This window comes from Variovorax sp. SRS16, from assembly GCF_901827165.1.
Taxonomy (GTDB): domain Bacteria; phylum Pseudomonadota; class Gammaproteobacteria; order Burkholderiales; family Burkholderiaceae_C; genus Variovorax.
Window position 1 is genome coordinate 348,457 of the sequence record NZ_LR594669.1, and the last position, 13,259, is coordinate 361,715.

Below are 13,259 nucleotides of genomic sequence, written 5' to 3' on the forward strand. Positions count from 1 at the left end.
ATGACGGCGGCAGCGCGCATTCCGGTCGACCTCGTCACCGGCTTCCTCGGCAGCGGCAAGACCACGCTGGTCAATGCCGTGCTGCGCGATGCGTCCTTCGCCGGCGCGATGGTCATCGTCAACGAATTCGGCGAAGTCGGGCTGGACCACGTGCTGATGTCCGCCGCCGACGACCAGGTGCTGCTGCTCGACTCGGGCTGCCTGTGCTGCGCCGCCTCGGGCACGCTGCGCGACACGCTGATCGATCTGTTCGCGCGCCGCAGCAGCGGCGGCGTGCCGCCCTTCGACCGCATCATCGTCGAGACCAGCGGCCTGGCCCATCCCGGTCCGCTGGTGGCCTCGCTGCTGGGCGATTCGGCGCTGAAGCCGCGCTGCGTCCTGGCGCAGGTGCTGACGCTGGTCGATGCGGTGAATGGCGCCGCGACGCTGGCGCGCTATGCCGAAGCGCAGCGACAGGTGGCCTTCGCCGACCGCGTGTTGATCAGCAAGACGGACATCGCCGAACCCGCGCAAGCGAGCGATCTGGTATCTCGGATTCGCGAGCTCAATCCCGCGGCCGAGGTCGCGCGCTGGCAGCGCGGCGATTCGCCGTCGCGCTATTTCGCGCCGGCTGCCAGTGCCGCGCCACACGCGACGGCCGTGCACGCCGAGGCGTGGCTGCGCGGCCCGCTGCGGCCGCAGTACGCGCAGGCCGGCGATGGCGTCGATACGGCCGATGTGGAGCATGACCACGGCACCGCCTTTCGCCAGGTCAGCACGCACGTGCTCGAAGTGCCCGGCCCCATCGACTGGCCGATCTACGCCGCATGGACGCAAGCCCTGAGTGCACGGCTTGGCGCGCGCCTGCTGCGCTGCAAGGGCCTGGTCGCGCTCGGCGACGACGGCGCGCCCTGGGTCGTGCAGGGCGTGCAGGGCTACTTCGCGCCGCCCGAACGGCTGGCCGCCTGGCCCGCCTCGGTGCCGCACGGCTTTCTCGTGTGCATCGGCGAATCCATCACCCGCGCGGAACTCGACGCCATCGTCGTGCCCACGCCCTCTCCCCACTGAAGCAACACCTCACCATGCCCGACACCTTCATTCTTCGCGGCGGCACCGTGGTCAGCGCCGAGCGCGACCCCGAGCCGCAGGACATCCTGGTCGAGGACGGCCGCATCGGCGCGCTGCTCGCGCCCGGCACGCCCGTGGCCGACCACGTGCGCGAGCGCCGCATCGACGGCCTGCACGTGTTTCCGGGCCTGATCGAAGCGCATCTGCATTTCGGCTTCGGCGAGAAGATCACCGAGTACAGCACCGAGACCGCACACGCGGCCATCGGCGGCTTCACCACCGTGCTCGGCTACTTCCTCAACAACGAGGCCTACAGCGACGTGTTCAAGCGCGAGCAGGCCTACGCGCAGCCGCGCGCGCACGTCGACTACGGCTTTCACTTCAGCACCGCCTCCGAGCTGCATCTGCAGGAACTCGAGAGCTATGTGCGCGACTACGGCGTCACCTCGTTCAAGTACTTCATGAACTTCAAGGGCGAAGAAGGCCGCTACCTCGGCCTCGACGGCACCGACGACGGCTACTTCCAGGCGCTGCTCGAACGCGCCGCGGCGATCGGCAACGTGACGGTGGTCTGCCACACCGAGAACATCGAGATCGTCAATCGCCGCCGCAACGCGCAGCTGGAGATCGGCCTCGACAACCTGCAGCAGTGGGCCGACATCAAGCCGCCGATCACCGAGGCCGAAGCCTGCGTGCGCGCGATGTTCCTGGCCGAGAAGGCCGGCGCGAAGATCTACATCCCGCACATGAGCTCGCGCATGGGCCTGGACGAGGTGCGCCAATGGCGCCGGCGCTACGACCAGGTGTTCGTCGAGACCTGTCCGCACTACCTGACCCACACCGCCGACATGGACCTCGGCGGCATGGGCAAGGCGAACCCGCCCTTCCGCAGCAAGGACGACCAGGACGCGCTCTGGGAAGGCCTGGCCGACGGTTCGATCGACGTCGTCGCCTCCGACCATTGCCCGCGCAAGCGCGCGACCAAGGACAAGACGCTGTGGCTCGCCTCGCAGGGCTTCCCGGGCACCGCGACCATCCTGCCCGTGCTGCTGCACGAGGGCTACCACCGGCGCGGGCTGTCGCTGCGCCGCATCTGCCAGCTGGTGTGCGAGGCACCGGCGCGCATCTTCGACATCGCCGCGCGCAAGGGCGCGCTGCGGCCGGGCGCCGATGCCGACATCACGCTGGTCGACCTGAACCTCGAGCGCGTGGTGCGGCACGAGGATCTGCTGTCCTACTCCGACTACAGCATCTACGACGGCTGGACCTTCAAGGGCTGGGCGACCGAGACCATCGTTCGCGGCGAGACCGTCATGCAGGACGGCAAGCTGGTCGGCGCGCCGGGCCATGGCCAGTACATCTTCCGCACGCGCGCCGGCGCGGCAAGCGCCTGACGCGCGCTCCCTTCATTCACCGAAAGACATCCATGACCTCCACCACCCATCCCTGGGACGACGTCATCAGCGCCGAAGAACAGCGCGCCTACAACGCGGTCGGCTTCGGCCGCCCGAGCGGCCTCGGCAAGCGGCCCGGCCTGCTCATCATCGACGTGCAATACCGCACCGTCGGCACGAAGCGCCTGCCGTTCTGGGAAGCCATCGAGGAATTCCCGACCTCCTGCGGCGAGGTCGGCTGGGCCGCGGTGGACGCCATCGTGCCGCTGCTCGCGCTGTTCCGCGAGCGCGACTGGCCGGTGCTCTATCCGCACGTGGCGCCCAAGGTCGCGCACGAAGGCGGCCGGCTGGCCGAGAAGATCCCGGCGATCATGAACATCGCGGCCAAGGGCTACGAGATCGTGCAGGAACTCGCGCCGCGCCCCGGCGACGTGCTGCTGCCCAAGAAGCACCCGAGCGCCTTCTTCGCAACCGCGCTGTGCAGCCACCTGATCGACCTGCGGGTCGACACCGTGGTCGTCGTCGGCTGCAGCACCAGCGGCTGCGTGCGCGGCACCGCGGTGGACGCGTTCTCGTACAACTTCAAGGTCTCGATTCCGCAGGAATGTTCATTCGACCGCAGCATCACCTCGCACAAGGTCAACCTGTTCGACCTCGGGCAGAAGTATGCGGACGTGCTGCCGACCGAGGCGTTGATCGAGAAGCTGCGTGCGCTGCCGGGTTCTGACTGAGGCCAGCGAAGCCCGCGCCGAGCAGCAGGCGCCCGGTACGAAAAGCTGCATGGGAGCTATGCCGCATTTATCCGTTTTTCAGCTACTTGACGATTAGCTGCAATACAGATAAATTTAAAATAGCATGAATACAGCTACTGCCATGGGTGCGCTTCCAGCCCAAGCTCTCGTGTCCGGCGATCAGCTGGGGCAGCTGCTGCGCAGCACGCGCCGCCGGTTGAAACTGAACCAGGCTGCCATCGGCGCCAGGCTGAATCTCAGCCAGAACCGGGTTTCCTACCTCGAACTCCATCCCGATGAGTTGAGCTTCAGGCAACTGCTGAGTTGGTGCTCGGTGCTCGGCCTCGAGCTGAAGCTGAGCGCACGAGGCCCGTTGAAGGTCAAGCCCGGCACGACGGAGTGGTGACGTGGGCCGTCGATCACGCAGCCAATCCCTCGGCCTCTGGTCCAACGGCGAGCGCGTCGGCCGCTGGACGATCCCCGCGCGCGGGGCGATGGAGCTGCACTACGACGAAGCCTGGGTCCGCTCGGACGTCGGCCGCCCGCTGTCGCTGTCGCTGCCCTTCAATCCCTACAACGAACCCCTCCAGGGTTCTGCCGTCGAGCACTATTTCGACAACCTGCTTCCCGACAGCACGGCCATTCGCAAGCGCGTGGCGGCGCGCTTCAAGACGGGCTCGATCGATGCGTTCGACCTGCTGGCGGCCATTGGGCGCGACTGTGTGGGCGCCATTCAGCTGCTCGACGAGGCCGACGCCCCCACGGCGGTCGACAAGGTGGAAGCCGTGCGGCTGGACGACGAGTCCATCGAACGCCACCTGCTGAACATCACGAGCCCCGACAAGTTCGACGCCTCGGTAGACCCCGACGACGACTTCCGCATCTCACTCGCCGGCGCCCAGGAAAAGGACGCCTACCTCTGGTGGAACGGTGCCTGGCACAAGCCCCGCGGCACCACGCCCACCACGCACATCTTCAAGCTCCCCCTGGGTCTGATCGGCGGGCGCCGGGCAGATTTCTCTACCTCCGTGGACAACGAGTGGTTGTGTCTGAAACTGCTTCAGGCCTATGGATTGCCCACTGCCGATGCGACCATCGCATCGTTCGGCAAGCAGCGCGTCCTGGTGGTCGAGCGCTTCGACCGGCGCGTTGCGAACGGCCGTCTCCTGCGGCTGCCCCAAGAGGACTTCTGCCAGGCCACGGGAACCTCGCCCTTGGTGAAATACGAGAACGAGGGCGGGCCAGGTCTGCAGAAGCTCTTTTCGCTTTTGCAGCAGTCCGCGACCGCGGCGGATGACATGCGCACCTTGATGGCCTCGCAGGTCCTGTTCTGGCTGCTCCGCGCGCCGGATGGCCACGCGAAGAATTTCAGCATTCACCTGCTGGCCGGCGGTGCGTTCCGGCTCACGAAGATGTATGACGTCATGTCGGCCTATCCCATCCTTGGCAAGGGCCGCAGCCAATGGGCGCCGCGCGACGTCAAGCTGGCGATGGCGCTGCTCGGCAAGAACCGGCACTACGCCATGGCCGGCATTCAACGCCGGCACTTCAACAGCACCGCGCAGCAGGTGGGATTCGGCCATGACGCAGAAGCCGTCATCCAGGCGCTGATTGTTCGGACGCCCGGCGCGATCAGGGAAGTGCGGGAACAGTTGCCGAAGGATTTGTCGCCTCTGGTGGCCGAGCGCGTGCTGGGCGGCCTGCAGTCGGCCGTGAACACGCTCGAAGGCATGCCTGCGACCTGATGCACGCCACTTCGTCATCCCGATCGTCGAGAATGACGCAAAGGCCGCCGCTCGGGCCTTCACGCATCGGAGAACCGTTTTGGCAGTCAGCGTTTTCGATTTGTTCAAGGTCGGCATCGGGCCTTCCAGTTCGCACACCGTGGGGCCGATGCGGGCGGCACGCCTGTTCACCTCGCGGCTTTCCAACGAAGGCCTGTTGAACGCGGTGGCGCGAATCCAGTCCGAGCTGTACGGCTCGCTCGGCGCCACCGGCAAGGGACACGGCACCGACCGCGCGGTGCTGCTGGGCCTGGCCGGGCACGAGCCCGACACGGTCGATCCGGACCAGATCGCCGCACTGCTCGACGTCATCCGCAGCGAGCGCGCGATCGCCTTGCTCGGCACCCACCGGATCGCGCTCGACGAGAAAAGCGACGTGCTCTTCTACCGCAGCGAGACGCTCCCGTTCCACGCCAACGGCATGAAGTTCAGTGCCTTCGATGCGGCGGGCGCTGCGCTGTGCACGCAGACCTACTACTCGGTCGGCGGCGGCTTCGTCGTCAGCGAGCAGGTGGCCGAGGACGGCCGGCGCCAGAAGGTCATCGCGCCCGACACCACCGTGTTGCCGCTGCCCTTCCACAGCGGCGACGAGCTGCTGGCGCTGACGCGGCAGCACGGCTGCAGCATCGCCGAGGTGATGCGGCGCAACGAGCGCCACTGGCGCGCCGACGACGAGATCGAGGCCGGCCTGCTGAAGATCTGGGCCGTGATGCAAGGCTGCGTCGCACGCGGCTGCAGGACCGAAGGCGTGCTGCCCGGCGCCTTCAAGGTCAAGCGCCGTGCCGCCGCGCTGCACCGCACGCTGACGGCCGCGGCGAAGCCCGGCGCCATCGACGATCCGCTGAAGGTGATGGACTGGCTGAACCTCTATGCGCTGGCCGTCAACGAAGAGAACGCGGCGGGCGGCCGCGTCGTGACCGCGCCCACCAACGGCGCCGCAGGCATCATTCCGTCGGTGCTGCACTACTACGTCGATTTCGTGCCGGGTGCGAGCCGCGCGGGCATCGTCGACTTCCTTCTCACCGCCGGCGCGATCGGCATTCTCTACAAGGAGAACGCGTCGATCTCGGGCGCCGAAGTCGGTTGCCAGGGCGAGGTCGGCGTGGCCTGCTCGATGGCTTCGGCCGCGTTCTGCGCGGTGCTCGGCGGCACGCCCGAGCAGGTCGAGAACGCTGCCGAGATCGGCATGGAGCACCACCTCGGCCTGACCTGCGATCCGGTCGGCGGCCTGGTGCAGATTCCCTGCATCGAGCGCAACGCCATCGCCTCGGTGAAGGCGGTGAACGCGGCCCGCATGGCGCTGCACGGCGACGGCACGCACCATGTGAGCCTCGACAAGGTCATCAAGACGATGCGCGAGACCGGCGCGGACATGATGACCAAGTACAAGGAAACCTCGCGCGGCGGGCTGGCGGTCAACATCGTCGAGTGCTGAGCCGGACGGCTACGTGCCGCTGCGGCCGCCACCCTTCGCACCGGCCAGCGCGTCGCTCGCCGGTCGACGAATCTCCGATCGCGCTTCGGCTCGCCGCCTCGCAAGATAGCGGACCGCCACCAGCGCCGCGGCGAATCCGGAGGCCGCGCCGACCGCCAGGGCCCAGCGCGGGCCGAAGGTGTCCGCGATCCATCCGACGATGGGCGCGCCGATCGGCGTGCTGCCGAGCGCCACCGCCAGCAGAATCGCGATCACGCGGCCGCGCAACGCCGGGTCGGTCGACAGCTGCACGAGGCTGTTCGTCGAGGTCGTCAGCGTCTGCGCCGCCAGGCCGATGAGCACCAGCGCCATCGCGAAGAAGATAGGGTTCGGCATCACCGCCGCGATCGCGCAGCCCAGCCCGAAGAGCGCGGCGCCATACAGCAGCATCGTCATGCGCGGCCGGCCGCGCCTGGCGGCGAGCAAGGCGCCGGTCACGGAGCCGACCGCCATGGCCGAGGACAGCAATCCGTACTGCCCCGCCCCGCCGTGGAACGCACCGAGGGACATCGTCGAAATGAAGATCGGGAAGTTGAGCCCGAAGGTGCCCACCAGCAGCAGCATCAGCAGCGCCGCCTTGAGATCCGGCCGATGCCAGACATACCGGAGCCCTTCGGCCAGTCCGCCGTGCGTTCGAGGCAAGGCCATCCTCGGCTGGAGCTCGGCGCGCCGCAGCCCGAGCAGCGAACCCAGCACGGCGAGAAAAGAGACCGCGTTGAGGAGGAACACCCAGCCGACGCCGGCGGCTGCGATCACCACGCCTGCGACGGCCGGCCCGATCATCCTGGCGGCGTTGAAGGACGTGGAATTGAGCGCCACCGCGTTCGAGAGATCGGCCGACGCCACGAGATCGGAGACGAAGGTCTGACGCGCAGGCGCATCGAAGGCCGCCGTGCACCCCAGCGCGAACGCGAACGCGTACACATGCCAGAGCCGGACGACGCCCGCGAGCGTCAACAGGCCCAGTCCCAGCGCCAGCGCACCCATCACGGCCTGCGTCACGAGAAGCAGCTTGCGCCGATCGAGCCGGTCGGCCGCCAGGCCGGTGAACGGCAGCAACAGCAGCTGGGGGCCGAACTGCAGCGCCATGACGATGCCCACGGCCGTCGCGTTGCGATGGGTGAGGTGGGCGAGCACGAGCCAGTCCTGGGCCGTGCGCTGCATCCATGTCCCGATGTTGGAGACCAGCGCGCCGATGGCCCAGAGGCGGTAGTTGAAGCCGCTCAGCGAGCGGAAGGTTCCGGCCACTGCGGTTCAACCCGCCAGAGGAGGGCCGCTGCCGGCCCGATCAGTTCCGATGCGCATCCAGCAACCGGAGAATGTCCTGCGTCGTGCCCGTTTCGCCCAGCCTCGGGAAGATCCGCGTGATGCTGTTCGCATGGGCGTCCGCGTTCGTGTCGGTCATCGCATCGACCGCGAGCGTGACGTGGAACCCGAGCTCGCTCGCCTGCCGCGCGGTCGACTCCACGCCGATGCTGGTGGCCACGCCGGCCAGCACGATCTGGGTCACGCCCAGGCCGCGCAGGGACTTCTCGAGGCCGGTGCCGGTGAAGGCGCCCCAGGTCCGCTTCGTGACCCGCAGGTCGGTGGGCTGCTGTCCCAGCGCGGGTATCAGCTCGGCCCAGTCCGCCGGCAGCTCGCCGGGGCCGCGGGGCTGCTCGTTGCGTCCGGGCGCGAAGCCCGCCACGTTGACGAGAACCACCGGCAGGCCATGCCGGCGGAACGCATCGGCGAGCGAAACGGCATGCCGCACGATCTCGTCGATCGGATGCACGGCCGGCCGGGCCACGATGCCCTTCTGAAGGTCGATGACGACGAGTGCGGATGTGGGATCGAGCGTGCTGATGGGCATGGCGGTTCTTTCAGGAGGAGTCAGTCGACAAGACGTTGGAGGAGTTCGATGCCGGTCATCAGCTGGCGCTGTTCGGCCTGCGAGAACCGGCTTTGCATGGAAGCCAGCAGCCAGTCCTCGCGGGCTGCGCGGACCGCCTTGAACGCCTTGCGGGCCGTCGCCGTCAGCGACAGGATGGTCTGGCGTCCGTCCTTCGGATCCGGTGTCGCTTTCAGGAAGCCTGCATCGACGAGCGCGGCGATCGTGGCGCCCATCGACTGCGAGCGCATGCCTTCGGCCCGGGCCAGCGCAGTCACGGTCGAGGGACCGTCGCGCTCCAGCCGACCGAGCACATGGCGCTGCGGTTCGGTCAGATGCCCGGCCGGGGCTTCGTCCCGCAGCCGCCTTCGCAGCTTGCCGACGAACACGCGCAGGTCCACGGCGGCGCTCATCAGGTGCGCGGCTTCAGGGCTTTCAGGTTCCACGTCGGCAAGTCCTGGATATGAAGTTTGGCTTCGCAGTTTAGCTTCGTATCAAGACCTTCCTCAAGAAGCGGTCTTGGCGTGCCCGCTCGCTCCTTCTAGACGAAACGCAACCCGACGCTGCCCATCCCCTGCACCTTCAGCGTGACCGCGTCACCCGCCTTCACCGCCACCGCCTCGGTGATGCCGCCCGACAGGATCAGCGTCCCGGCCGGGATCTCTTCGCCGTGCGCGCCGAGATGGTTGGCCAGCATCGCGATCGCCGCGGCGGGATGGCCGAGCACCGCCGCGCCGGCGCCGAAGGCCACCGGCTCGCCGTTCTTCTCCAGCACCACGCCCACGGTGCGCAAGTCGATCTCGGACGCCGGCCGCGCGCGGCCGCCGATCACGAAGCGCGCGGCCGAGGTGTTGTCGGCCACCACGCTCTTCAGGTCGAACTTGAAATCCCGGTAGCGGCTGTCGATGACCTCGATGCCGGGCAGCACGAAGTCGGTCGCGGCGAGCACCGCGCCGATGTGGCAGCCCGGACCCCTGAGCGCGCTGCGCGTGACGAAGGCGATCTCGGGCTCCACCTTCGGATGGATCAGCTCGGCGAGCCTGCACTCGCCGCCTTCGGGCACGGCATGGTTGTCGGCCATGAAGCCGAACACCGGCGTGGTCACGCCCATCTGCTTCATCTTCGCGTGCGAGGTGAGGCCGGCCTTGAGGCCGATCACGCGATGGCCGCGCGCGATCTTGCGGCGGCGGATCTCGTTCTGGATCGCATAGGCATCGTCCCAATCCATCTGCGGGTATTCGTCGGTGATCTTCGGCGTGTCGCGCGCCTCGCGTTCGCAGCTTTCCAGGTGCTCGGCGAGCGCGGCGATGGTGCGTGGGTCGAGCTTCATGCCGCCACCTCCTGCGCCGCCTGGCGTGCACGCGCCAGCGTGATCGCGGTGTCCTCGATCATGTCTTCCTGGCCGCCCACCATGCCGCGCCGTCCGAGCTCGACCAGGATCTCGCGCGCCGGCACGCCGTACCTCTTCTCGGCGCGCTTGGCGAACAGCAGGAAGGACGAGTACACGCCCGCATAGCCCAGCGTCAGCGCGTCGCGGTCGACGCGGATGACGTGGTCCATGATCGGCACCACGCGGTCCTCGGCCACGTCCTGGATCCTGAAGACATCGACGCCGGTCTCGATGCCCATGCGCTCGCACACCGCGACGAAGACTTCCATCGGCGTGTTGCCCGCGCCCGCGCCGAGGCCCGCGGCCGCGGCGTCGATGCGGTTGGCGCCGGCCTCCACCGCGGCGATCGAATTGGCGACGCCCATCGCGAGGTTGTGATGGCCGTGGAAGCCCAGCTCGGTGTCGGCCTTCAACGCCGCGCGCACCGCGCCGATGCGCGCCTTCACGTCATCGGGCAGCATGTGGCCGGCCGAGTCGGTGACGTAGACGCAGTTGGCGCCGTAGCCTTCCATCAGCAGCGCCTGGCTCACCAGCTTCTGCGGCGAGGCCATGTGCGCCATCATCAGGAAGCCGACGGTGTCCATCCCGAGCCGGCGCGCCATCGTGATGTGCTGCTCCGAGACGTCGGCCTCGGTGCAGTGCGTGGCGACGCGCACCGTGTGCACGCCGATCCCGTGCGCCATGCGCAGGTGGTCGACGGTGCCGATGCCGGGGATCAGCAAGGCCGAGACCTTGGCCCTGCGCATCAGCGGGATCACCGCGCCGAGGTAGTCCTCGTCGCTGTGCGCCGGAAATCCGTAGTTGACCGAGCTGCCGCCCAGGCCATCGCCATGGGTCACCTCGATCAGCGGCACGCCGGCTTCGTCGAGCCCGGCGGCGATGTCCTTCATCTGGTCCAGCGTCATCTGGTGGCGCTTGGGATGCATGCCGTCGCGCAGCGTCATGTCGTGCACGGTGATGTGTCGGCCCTGGAGATTCATGGTGGGGTCCTCAAGCCGTGGCGGCTTCAGTTTGAACTTCACCGGCCAGCATCGCTTCGGCGAACATCTCCGCCGTGCGCGCCGCGGCGGCGGTCATGATGTCGAGATTGCCGGCGTACTTCGGCAGGTAGTCGCCGAGGCCCTCGACCTCGAGGTAGATCGACACGCGCCGGCCGTCGAACACCGGCCCGTTCACCAGCCTGTAGCCCGGCACGTACTGGCGGACTTCCGCCATCATCTCGTGCACCGACGCGGTGATGCGCGCCTGGTCCGGCTCGTCCTCGGTCAGGCAATGCACGGTGTCGCGCATGATGAGCGGCGGCTCCGCCGGGTTGACGATGATGATCGCCTTGCCCTTCGCCGCGCCGCCCACGCGCTCTACCGCGCCGGCCGTGGTGCGCGTGAACTCGTCGATGTTCTTGCGCGTGCCCGGCCCGACCGATCGGCTCGACACCGTCGCCACGATCTCGCCGTAGGCCACGGGCTGCACGCGCGAGACGGCCGCCACCATCGGGATCGTGGCCTGGCCGCCGCAGGTGACCATGTTGAGATTCATCGGCCGCCCGCCCGGCGCCGCGAGCTGCGCCTTCAGGTTGACCGGCGGCACGCAGTAGGGGCCGATGGCCGCGGGCGTGAGGTCGATCATCATCACGCCGAGCGCATTGAGCTTCGCGCTGTTCTCGGCATGCACGTAGGCGCTGGTGGCGTCGAACGCGATCCGCACACCGTCGGCCTCGACATGCGGCAGCAGGCCGTCGACGCCTTCGGCGGTGGTCTTCAGGCCCATCGCGCGGGCGCGCTGCAGGCCGTCGGACGCGGGGTCGATGCCCACCATCCACACGGGTTCGAGCACCGCACTGCGCTGCAGCTTGGCCAGCAGGTCGGTGCCGATGTTGCCGGGCCCGATGAGGGCGCACCTGATTTTCTTCGTCATGGCGTGACTTCCTTCTTCGTCAGTGAAAGCGCACCGAGCAGCCGCCGAGGCCGCCGATGGAAACGCGGAAGTTGTCGCCGGCCGCGGCCGGGAACATGGCGGCCAGCGCGCCCGAGAGCACGACCTCGCCGGCCTTCAGCCCGATGCCCAGCCGGCCGAGCGTGTTGGCGAGCCAGGCGACCGCATTGACCGGCGATCCGAGTGCCGCGGCACCGGCGCCGGTGGCGATGATCTCGCCGTTCTTCTCCAGCACCATGCCGCAGGTGGCGAGGTCGACGCGGCGCGGATCGACCGCGCTGTCGCCCAGCACGAAGACGCCGCACGACGCGTTGTCGGCGACGGTGTCGGCGATCCCGATCTTCCAGTCGCGGATGCGCGAGTCGACAATCTCGAAGCAGGGCATCACGCATTCGGTCGCGGCCAGCACGTCGGCGTTGCCGATGCCAGGCCCCATCAGATCCCGCTTCAGGATGAAGGCGATCTCGCCCTCGGCCTTGGGCTGGATCAGCGTGCTGCGGTCGATCGATTCGCCTTCGTTCACGATCATGCCGTCGAGCAGGTAGCCGAAGTCGGGCTGCCAGACGCCGAGCATGGCCATGACGGCGCGCGAGGTGACGCCGATCTTCTTGCCGACGACGCGCTCGCCGGCCTCGAGGCGGCGCGCGATCATGCGCTGCTGCACGCCGTAGGCGTCGTCGATGCCGATGTCCTTGTGGCGCTCGGTGAGCGGTGCCACGACCTGGCGGTCGCGCAGCGCGGCGTAGAGCTCGTCACCGAGCTGCTGGATCAGGGTGTTGTCCATGAGGGTCTTCTCTGTCGGTGCGTGGAAATCAGTCGGCCTCGGCGAGGAAGTCGCCGACCAGCCGCACGAAGCGGGCGCTGTGCTCGATCTGCGTCCAGTGGCCGCAGCGGCCGAAGACATGCAGCTGGCTGCGCGGGATCCATTGCGCGAGCGTCAGCGAGGTGGCGAGCGGAATCACCTGGTCCTCGCGCCCGTGCAGCAGCAGCGTCTCGTGCGGCAGCGCGCGGATCGCGGCCTCCGGGCTCGCCATCGCGTCGACCCAGCGCTGGCGCGGTGCGGGAAACATCGCGCCGAAGGACTCCTGGAAGCCCGGCTGGATGCTGGCCTCGTAGCGCAGCTGCGCGAGCTCGTCGGTGACCAGCGTGCGGTCGTGCGCGAACACGTCCATGATGCGGCGCATGTTGTCGAACGAGGGCGTGTAGCCCCACACCGCATCGAGCCCCGGCGTGATCGGGAAGGGCACGCCGACGCTGCCCATCAGCACCAGACGGCGCACGCGCTGCGGCGCGCGGATCGCCAGCGCGAGCGAGAGCGCGCCGCCGAAGGAGTTGCCGACCACGTCGGCGCGTTCGATGTCGAGCGCGTCGAGCAGGTCGATGGCCTGCTGTACCCAGGTGTCCATCGTGTAGGCGATGCCGGGCGGCCGATCGGTGAAGCCGAAGCCCGCCATGTCCGGCGCGATGACGCGGCGCGTGCGCGCGAGCACCGGCATCGCGAGCCGCCAGTTGGCCCACGCGCTGACGCCGGGGCCGGAGCCGTGGATGAAGAGCACCGGCGCGCCCTGCCCCAGGTCGTGCACGTTGGTGTGAAAGGCGCCGGTGCGGATGCGGCTTGCGATTTCGGGATTGGCCAT

At 68.5% G+C, this 13,259-nt stretch carries 14 protein-coding genes; 6 read left to right on the plus strand and 8 right to left on the minus strand.

The window, feature by feature from the left end:
• From E5P2_RS36600 to E5P2_RS36625, 6 genes are all read left to right on the plus strand, one after another.
• Complete coding sequence (locus E5P2_RS36600) at positions 1–1,047, plus strand: CobW family GTP-binding protein (RefSeq protein WP_162571963.1); 1,047 nt, start codon at positions 1–3, stop codon at positions 1,045–1,047.
• 14 nt (positions 1,048–1,061) lie between these two features.
• A complete protein-coding gene (locus tag E5P2_RS36605; RefSeq protein WP_162571964.1) occupies positions 1,062–2,441 on the plus strand; it encodes a dihydroorotase in 1,380 nt (459 codons plus the stop codon).
• A 32-nt stretch (positions 2,442–2,473) separates the two neighbouring features.
• Entirely contained in the window at positions 2,474–3,172 is a 699-nt protein-coding gene (locus tag E5P2_RS36610) for an isochorismatase family protein (protein WP_162571965.1), read from the plus strand.
• A 124-nt stretch (positions 3,173–3,296) separates the two neighbouring features.
• Complete coding sequence (locus E5P2_RS36615; protein WP_443083487.1) at positions 3,297–3,578, plus strand: transcriptional regulator; 282 nt, start codon at positions 3,297–3,299, stop codon at positions 3,576–3,578.
• 1 nt (position 3,579) lies between these two features.
• A complete protein-coding gene (locus E5P2_RS36620; RefSeq protein WP_162571968.1) occupies positions 3,580–4,917 on the plus strand; it encodes a type II toxin-antitoxin system HipA family toxin in 1,338 nt (445 codons plus the stop codon).
• Positions 4,918–4,996: 79 nt separating this feature from the next.
• The gene (locus tag E5P2_RS36625) at positions 4,997–6,391 is read left to right on the plus strand and encodes an L-serine ammonia-lyase (RefSeq protein WP_162571969.1); all 1,395 of its coding nucleotides are present in this window, start codon (positions 4,997–4,999) and stop codon (positions 6,389–6,391) included.
• A gap of 9 nt (positions 6,392–6,400) precedes the next feature.
• Here E5P2_RS36625 and E5P2_RS36630 read toward each other — a convergent pair whose 3' ends face one another.
• From E5P2_RS36630 to E5P2_RS36665, 8 genes are all read right to left on the minus strand, one after another.
• A complete protein-coding gene (locus E5P2_RS36630) occupies positions 6,401–7,678 on the minus strand; it encodes an MFS transporter (RefSeq protein WP_162571970.1) in 1,278 nt (425 codons plus the stop codon).
• Positions 7,679–7,718: 40 nt separating this feature from the next.
• Complete coding sequence (locus E5P2_RS36635) at positions 7,719–8,282, minus strand: isochorismatase family protein (RefSeq protein ID WP_162571971.1); 564 nt, start codon at positions 8,280–8,282, stop codon at positions 7,719–7,721.
• Positions 8,283–8,302: 20 nt separating this feature from the next.
• Positions 8,303–8,713: a MarR family winged helix-turn-helix transcriptional regulator gene (locus tag E5P2_RS36640; protein ID WP_162571972.1), complete on the minus strand. Its 411-nt coding sequence runs from the start codon at positions 8,711–8,713 to the stop codon at positions 8,303–8,305.
• Positions 8,714–8,841: 128 nt separating this feature from the next.
• Positions 8,842–9,630, minus strand: coding sequence for a 2-oxo-3-hexenedioate decarboxylase (gene dmpH / locus E5P2_RS36645; RefSeq protein WP_162571973.1), 789 nt, complete (start codon positions 9,628–9,630; stop codon positions 8,842–8,844).
• On the minus strand, positions 9,627–10,670 hold the full coding sequence (gene dmpG, locus E5P2_RS36650) for a 4-hydroxy-2-oxovalerate aldolase (RefSeq protein ID WP_162571974.1): 1,044 nt from the start codon (positions 10,668–10,670) through the stop codon (positions 9,627–9,629). Before dmpG ends, dmpH begins: the two co-directional genes overlap by 4 nt.
• A 10-nt stretch (positions 10,671–10,680) precedes the next feature.
• Complete coding sequence (locus E5P2_RS36655; protein WP_162571976.1) at positions 10,681–11,604, minus strand: acetaldehyde dehydrogenase (acetylating); 924 nt, start codon at positions 11,602–11,604, stop codon at positions 10,681–10,683.
• Positions 11,605–11,623: 19 nt separating this feature from the next.
• Complete coding sequence (gene dmpE, locus E5P2_RS36660) at positions 11,624–12,406, minus strand: 2-oxopent-4-enoate hydratase (protein ID WP_162571977.1); 783 nt, start codon at positions 12,404–12,406, stop codon at positions 11,624–11,626.
• 28 nt (positions 12,407–12,434) lie between these two features.
• A complete protein-coding gene (locus tag E5P2_RS36665; RefSeq protein WP_162571978.1) occupies positions 12,435–13,259 on the minus strand; it encodes an alpha/beta fold hydrolase in 825 nt (274 codons plus the stop codon).

Bases quoted from the DNA above. Each gene is read 5' to 3' on its own strand.
- E5P2_RS36600 (WP_162571963.1), top strand. From the start codon at position 1: ATGACGGCGGCAGCGCGCATTCCGGTCGACCTCGTCACCGGCTTCCTC.
- E5P2_RS36665 (WP_162571978.1), bottom strand. From the start codon at position 13,259: ATGGCCAATCCCGAAATCGCAAGCCGCATCCGCACCGGCGCCTTTCAC.
- dmpG (WP_162571974.1), bottom strand. From the start codon at position 10,670: ATGAATCTCCAGGGCCGACACATCACCGTGCACGACATGACGCTGCGC.
- E5P2_RS36605 (WP_162571964.1), top strand. From the start codon at position 1,062: ATGCCCGACACCTTCATTCTTCGCGGCGGCACCGTGGTCAGCGCCGAG.
- E5P2_RS36635 (WP_162571971.1), bottom strand. From the start codon at position 8,282: ATGCCCATCAGCACGCTCGATCCCACATCCGCACTCGTCGTCATCGAC.
- E5P2_RS36640 (WP_162571972.1), bottom strand. From the start codon at position 8,713: ATGAGCGCCGCCGTGGACCTGCGCGTGTTCGTCGGCAAGCTGCGAAGG.
- dmpH (WP_162571973.1), bottom strand. From the start codon at position 9,630: ATGAAGCTCGACCCACGCACCATCGCCGCGCTCGCCGAGCACCTGGAA.
- E5P2_RS36615 (WP_443083487.1), top strand. From the start codon at position 3,297: ATGAATACAGCTACTGCCATGGGTGCGCTTCCAGCCCAAGCTCTCGTG.
- E5P2_RS36655 (WP_162571976.1), bottom strand. From the start codon at position 11,604: ATGACGAAGAAAATCAGGTGCGCCCTCATCGGGCCCGGCAACATCGGC.
- E5P2_RS36610 (WP_162571965.1), top strand. From the start codon at position 2,474: ATGACCTCCACCACCCATCCCTGGGACGACGTCATCAGCGCCGAAGAA.
- dmpE (WP_162571977.1), bottom strand. From the start codon at position 12,406: ATGGACAACACCCTGATCCAGCAGCTCGGTGACGAGCTCTACGCCGCG.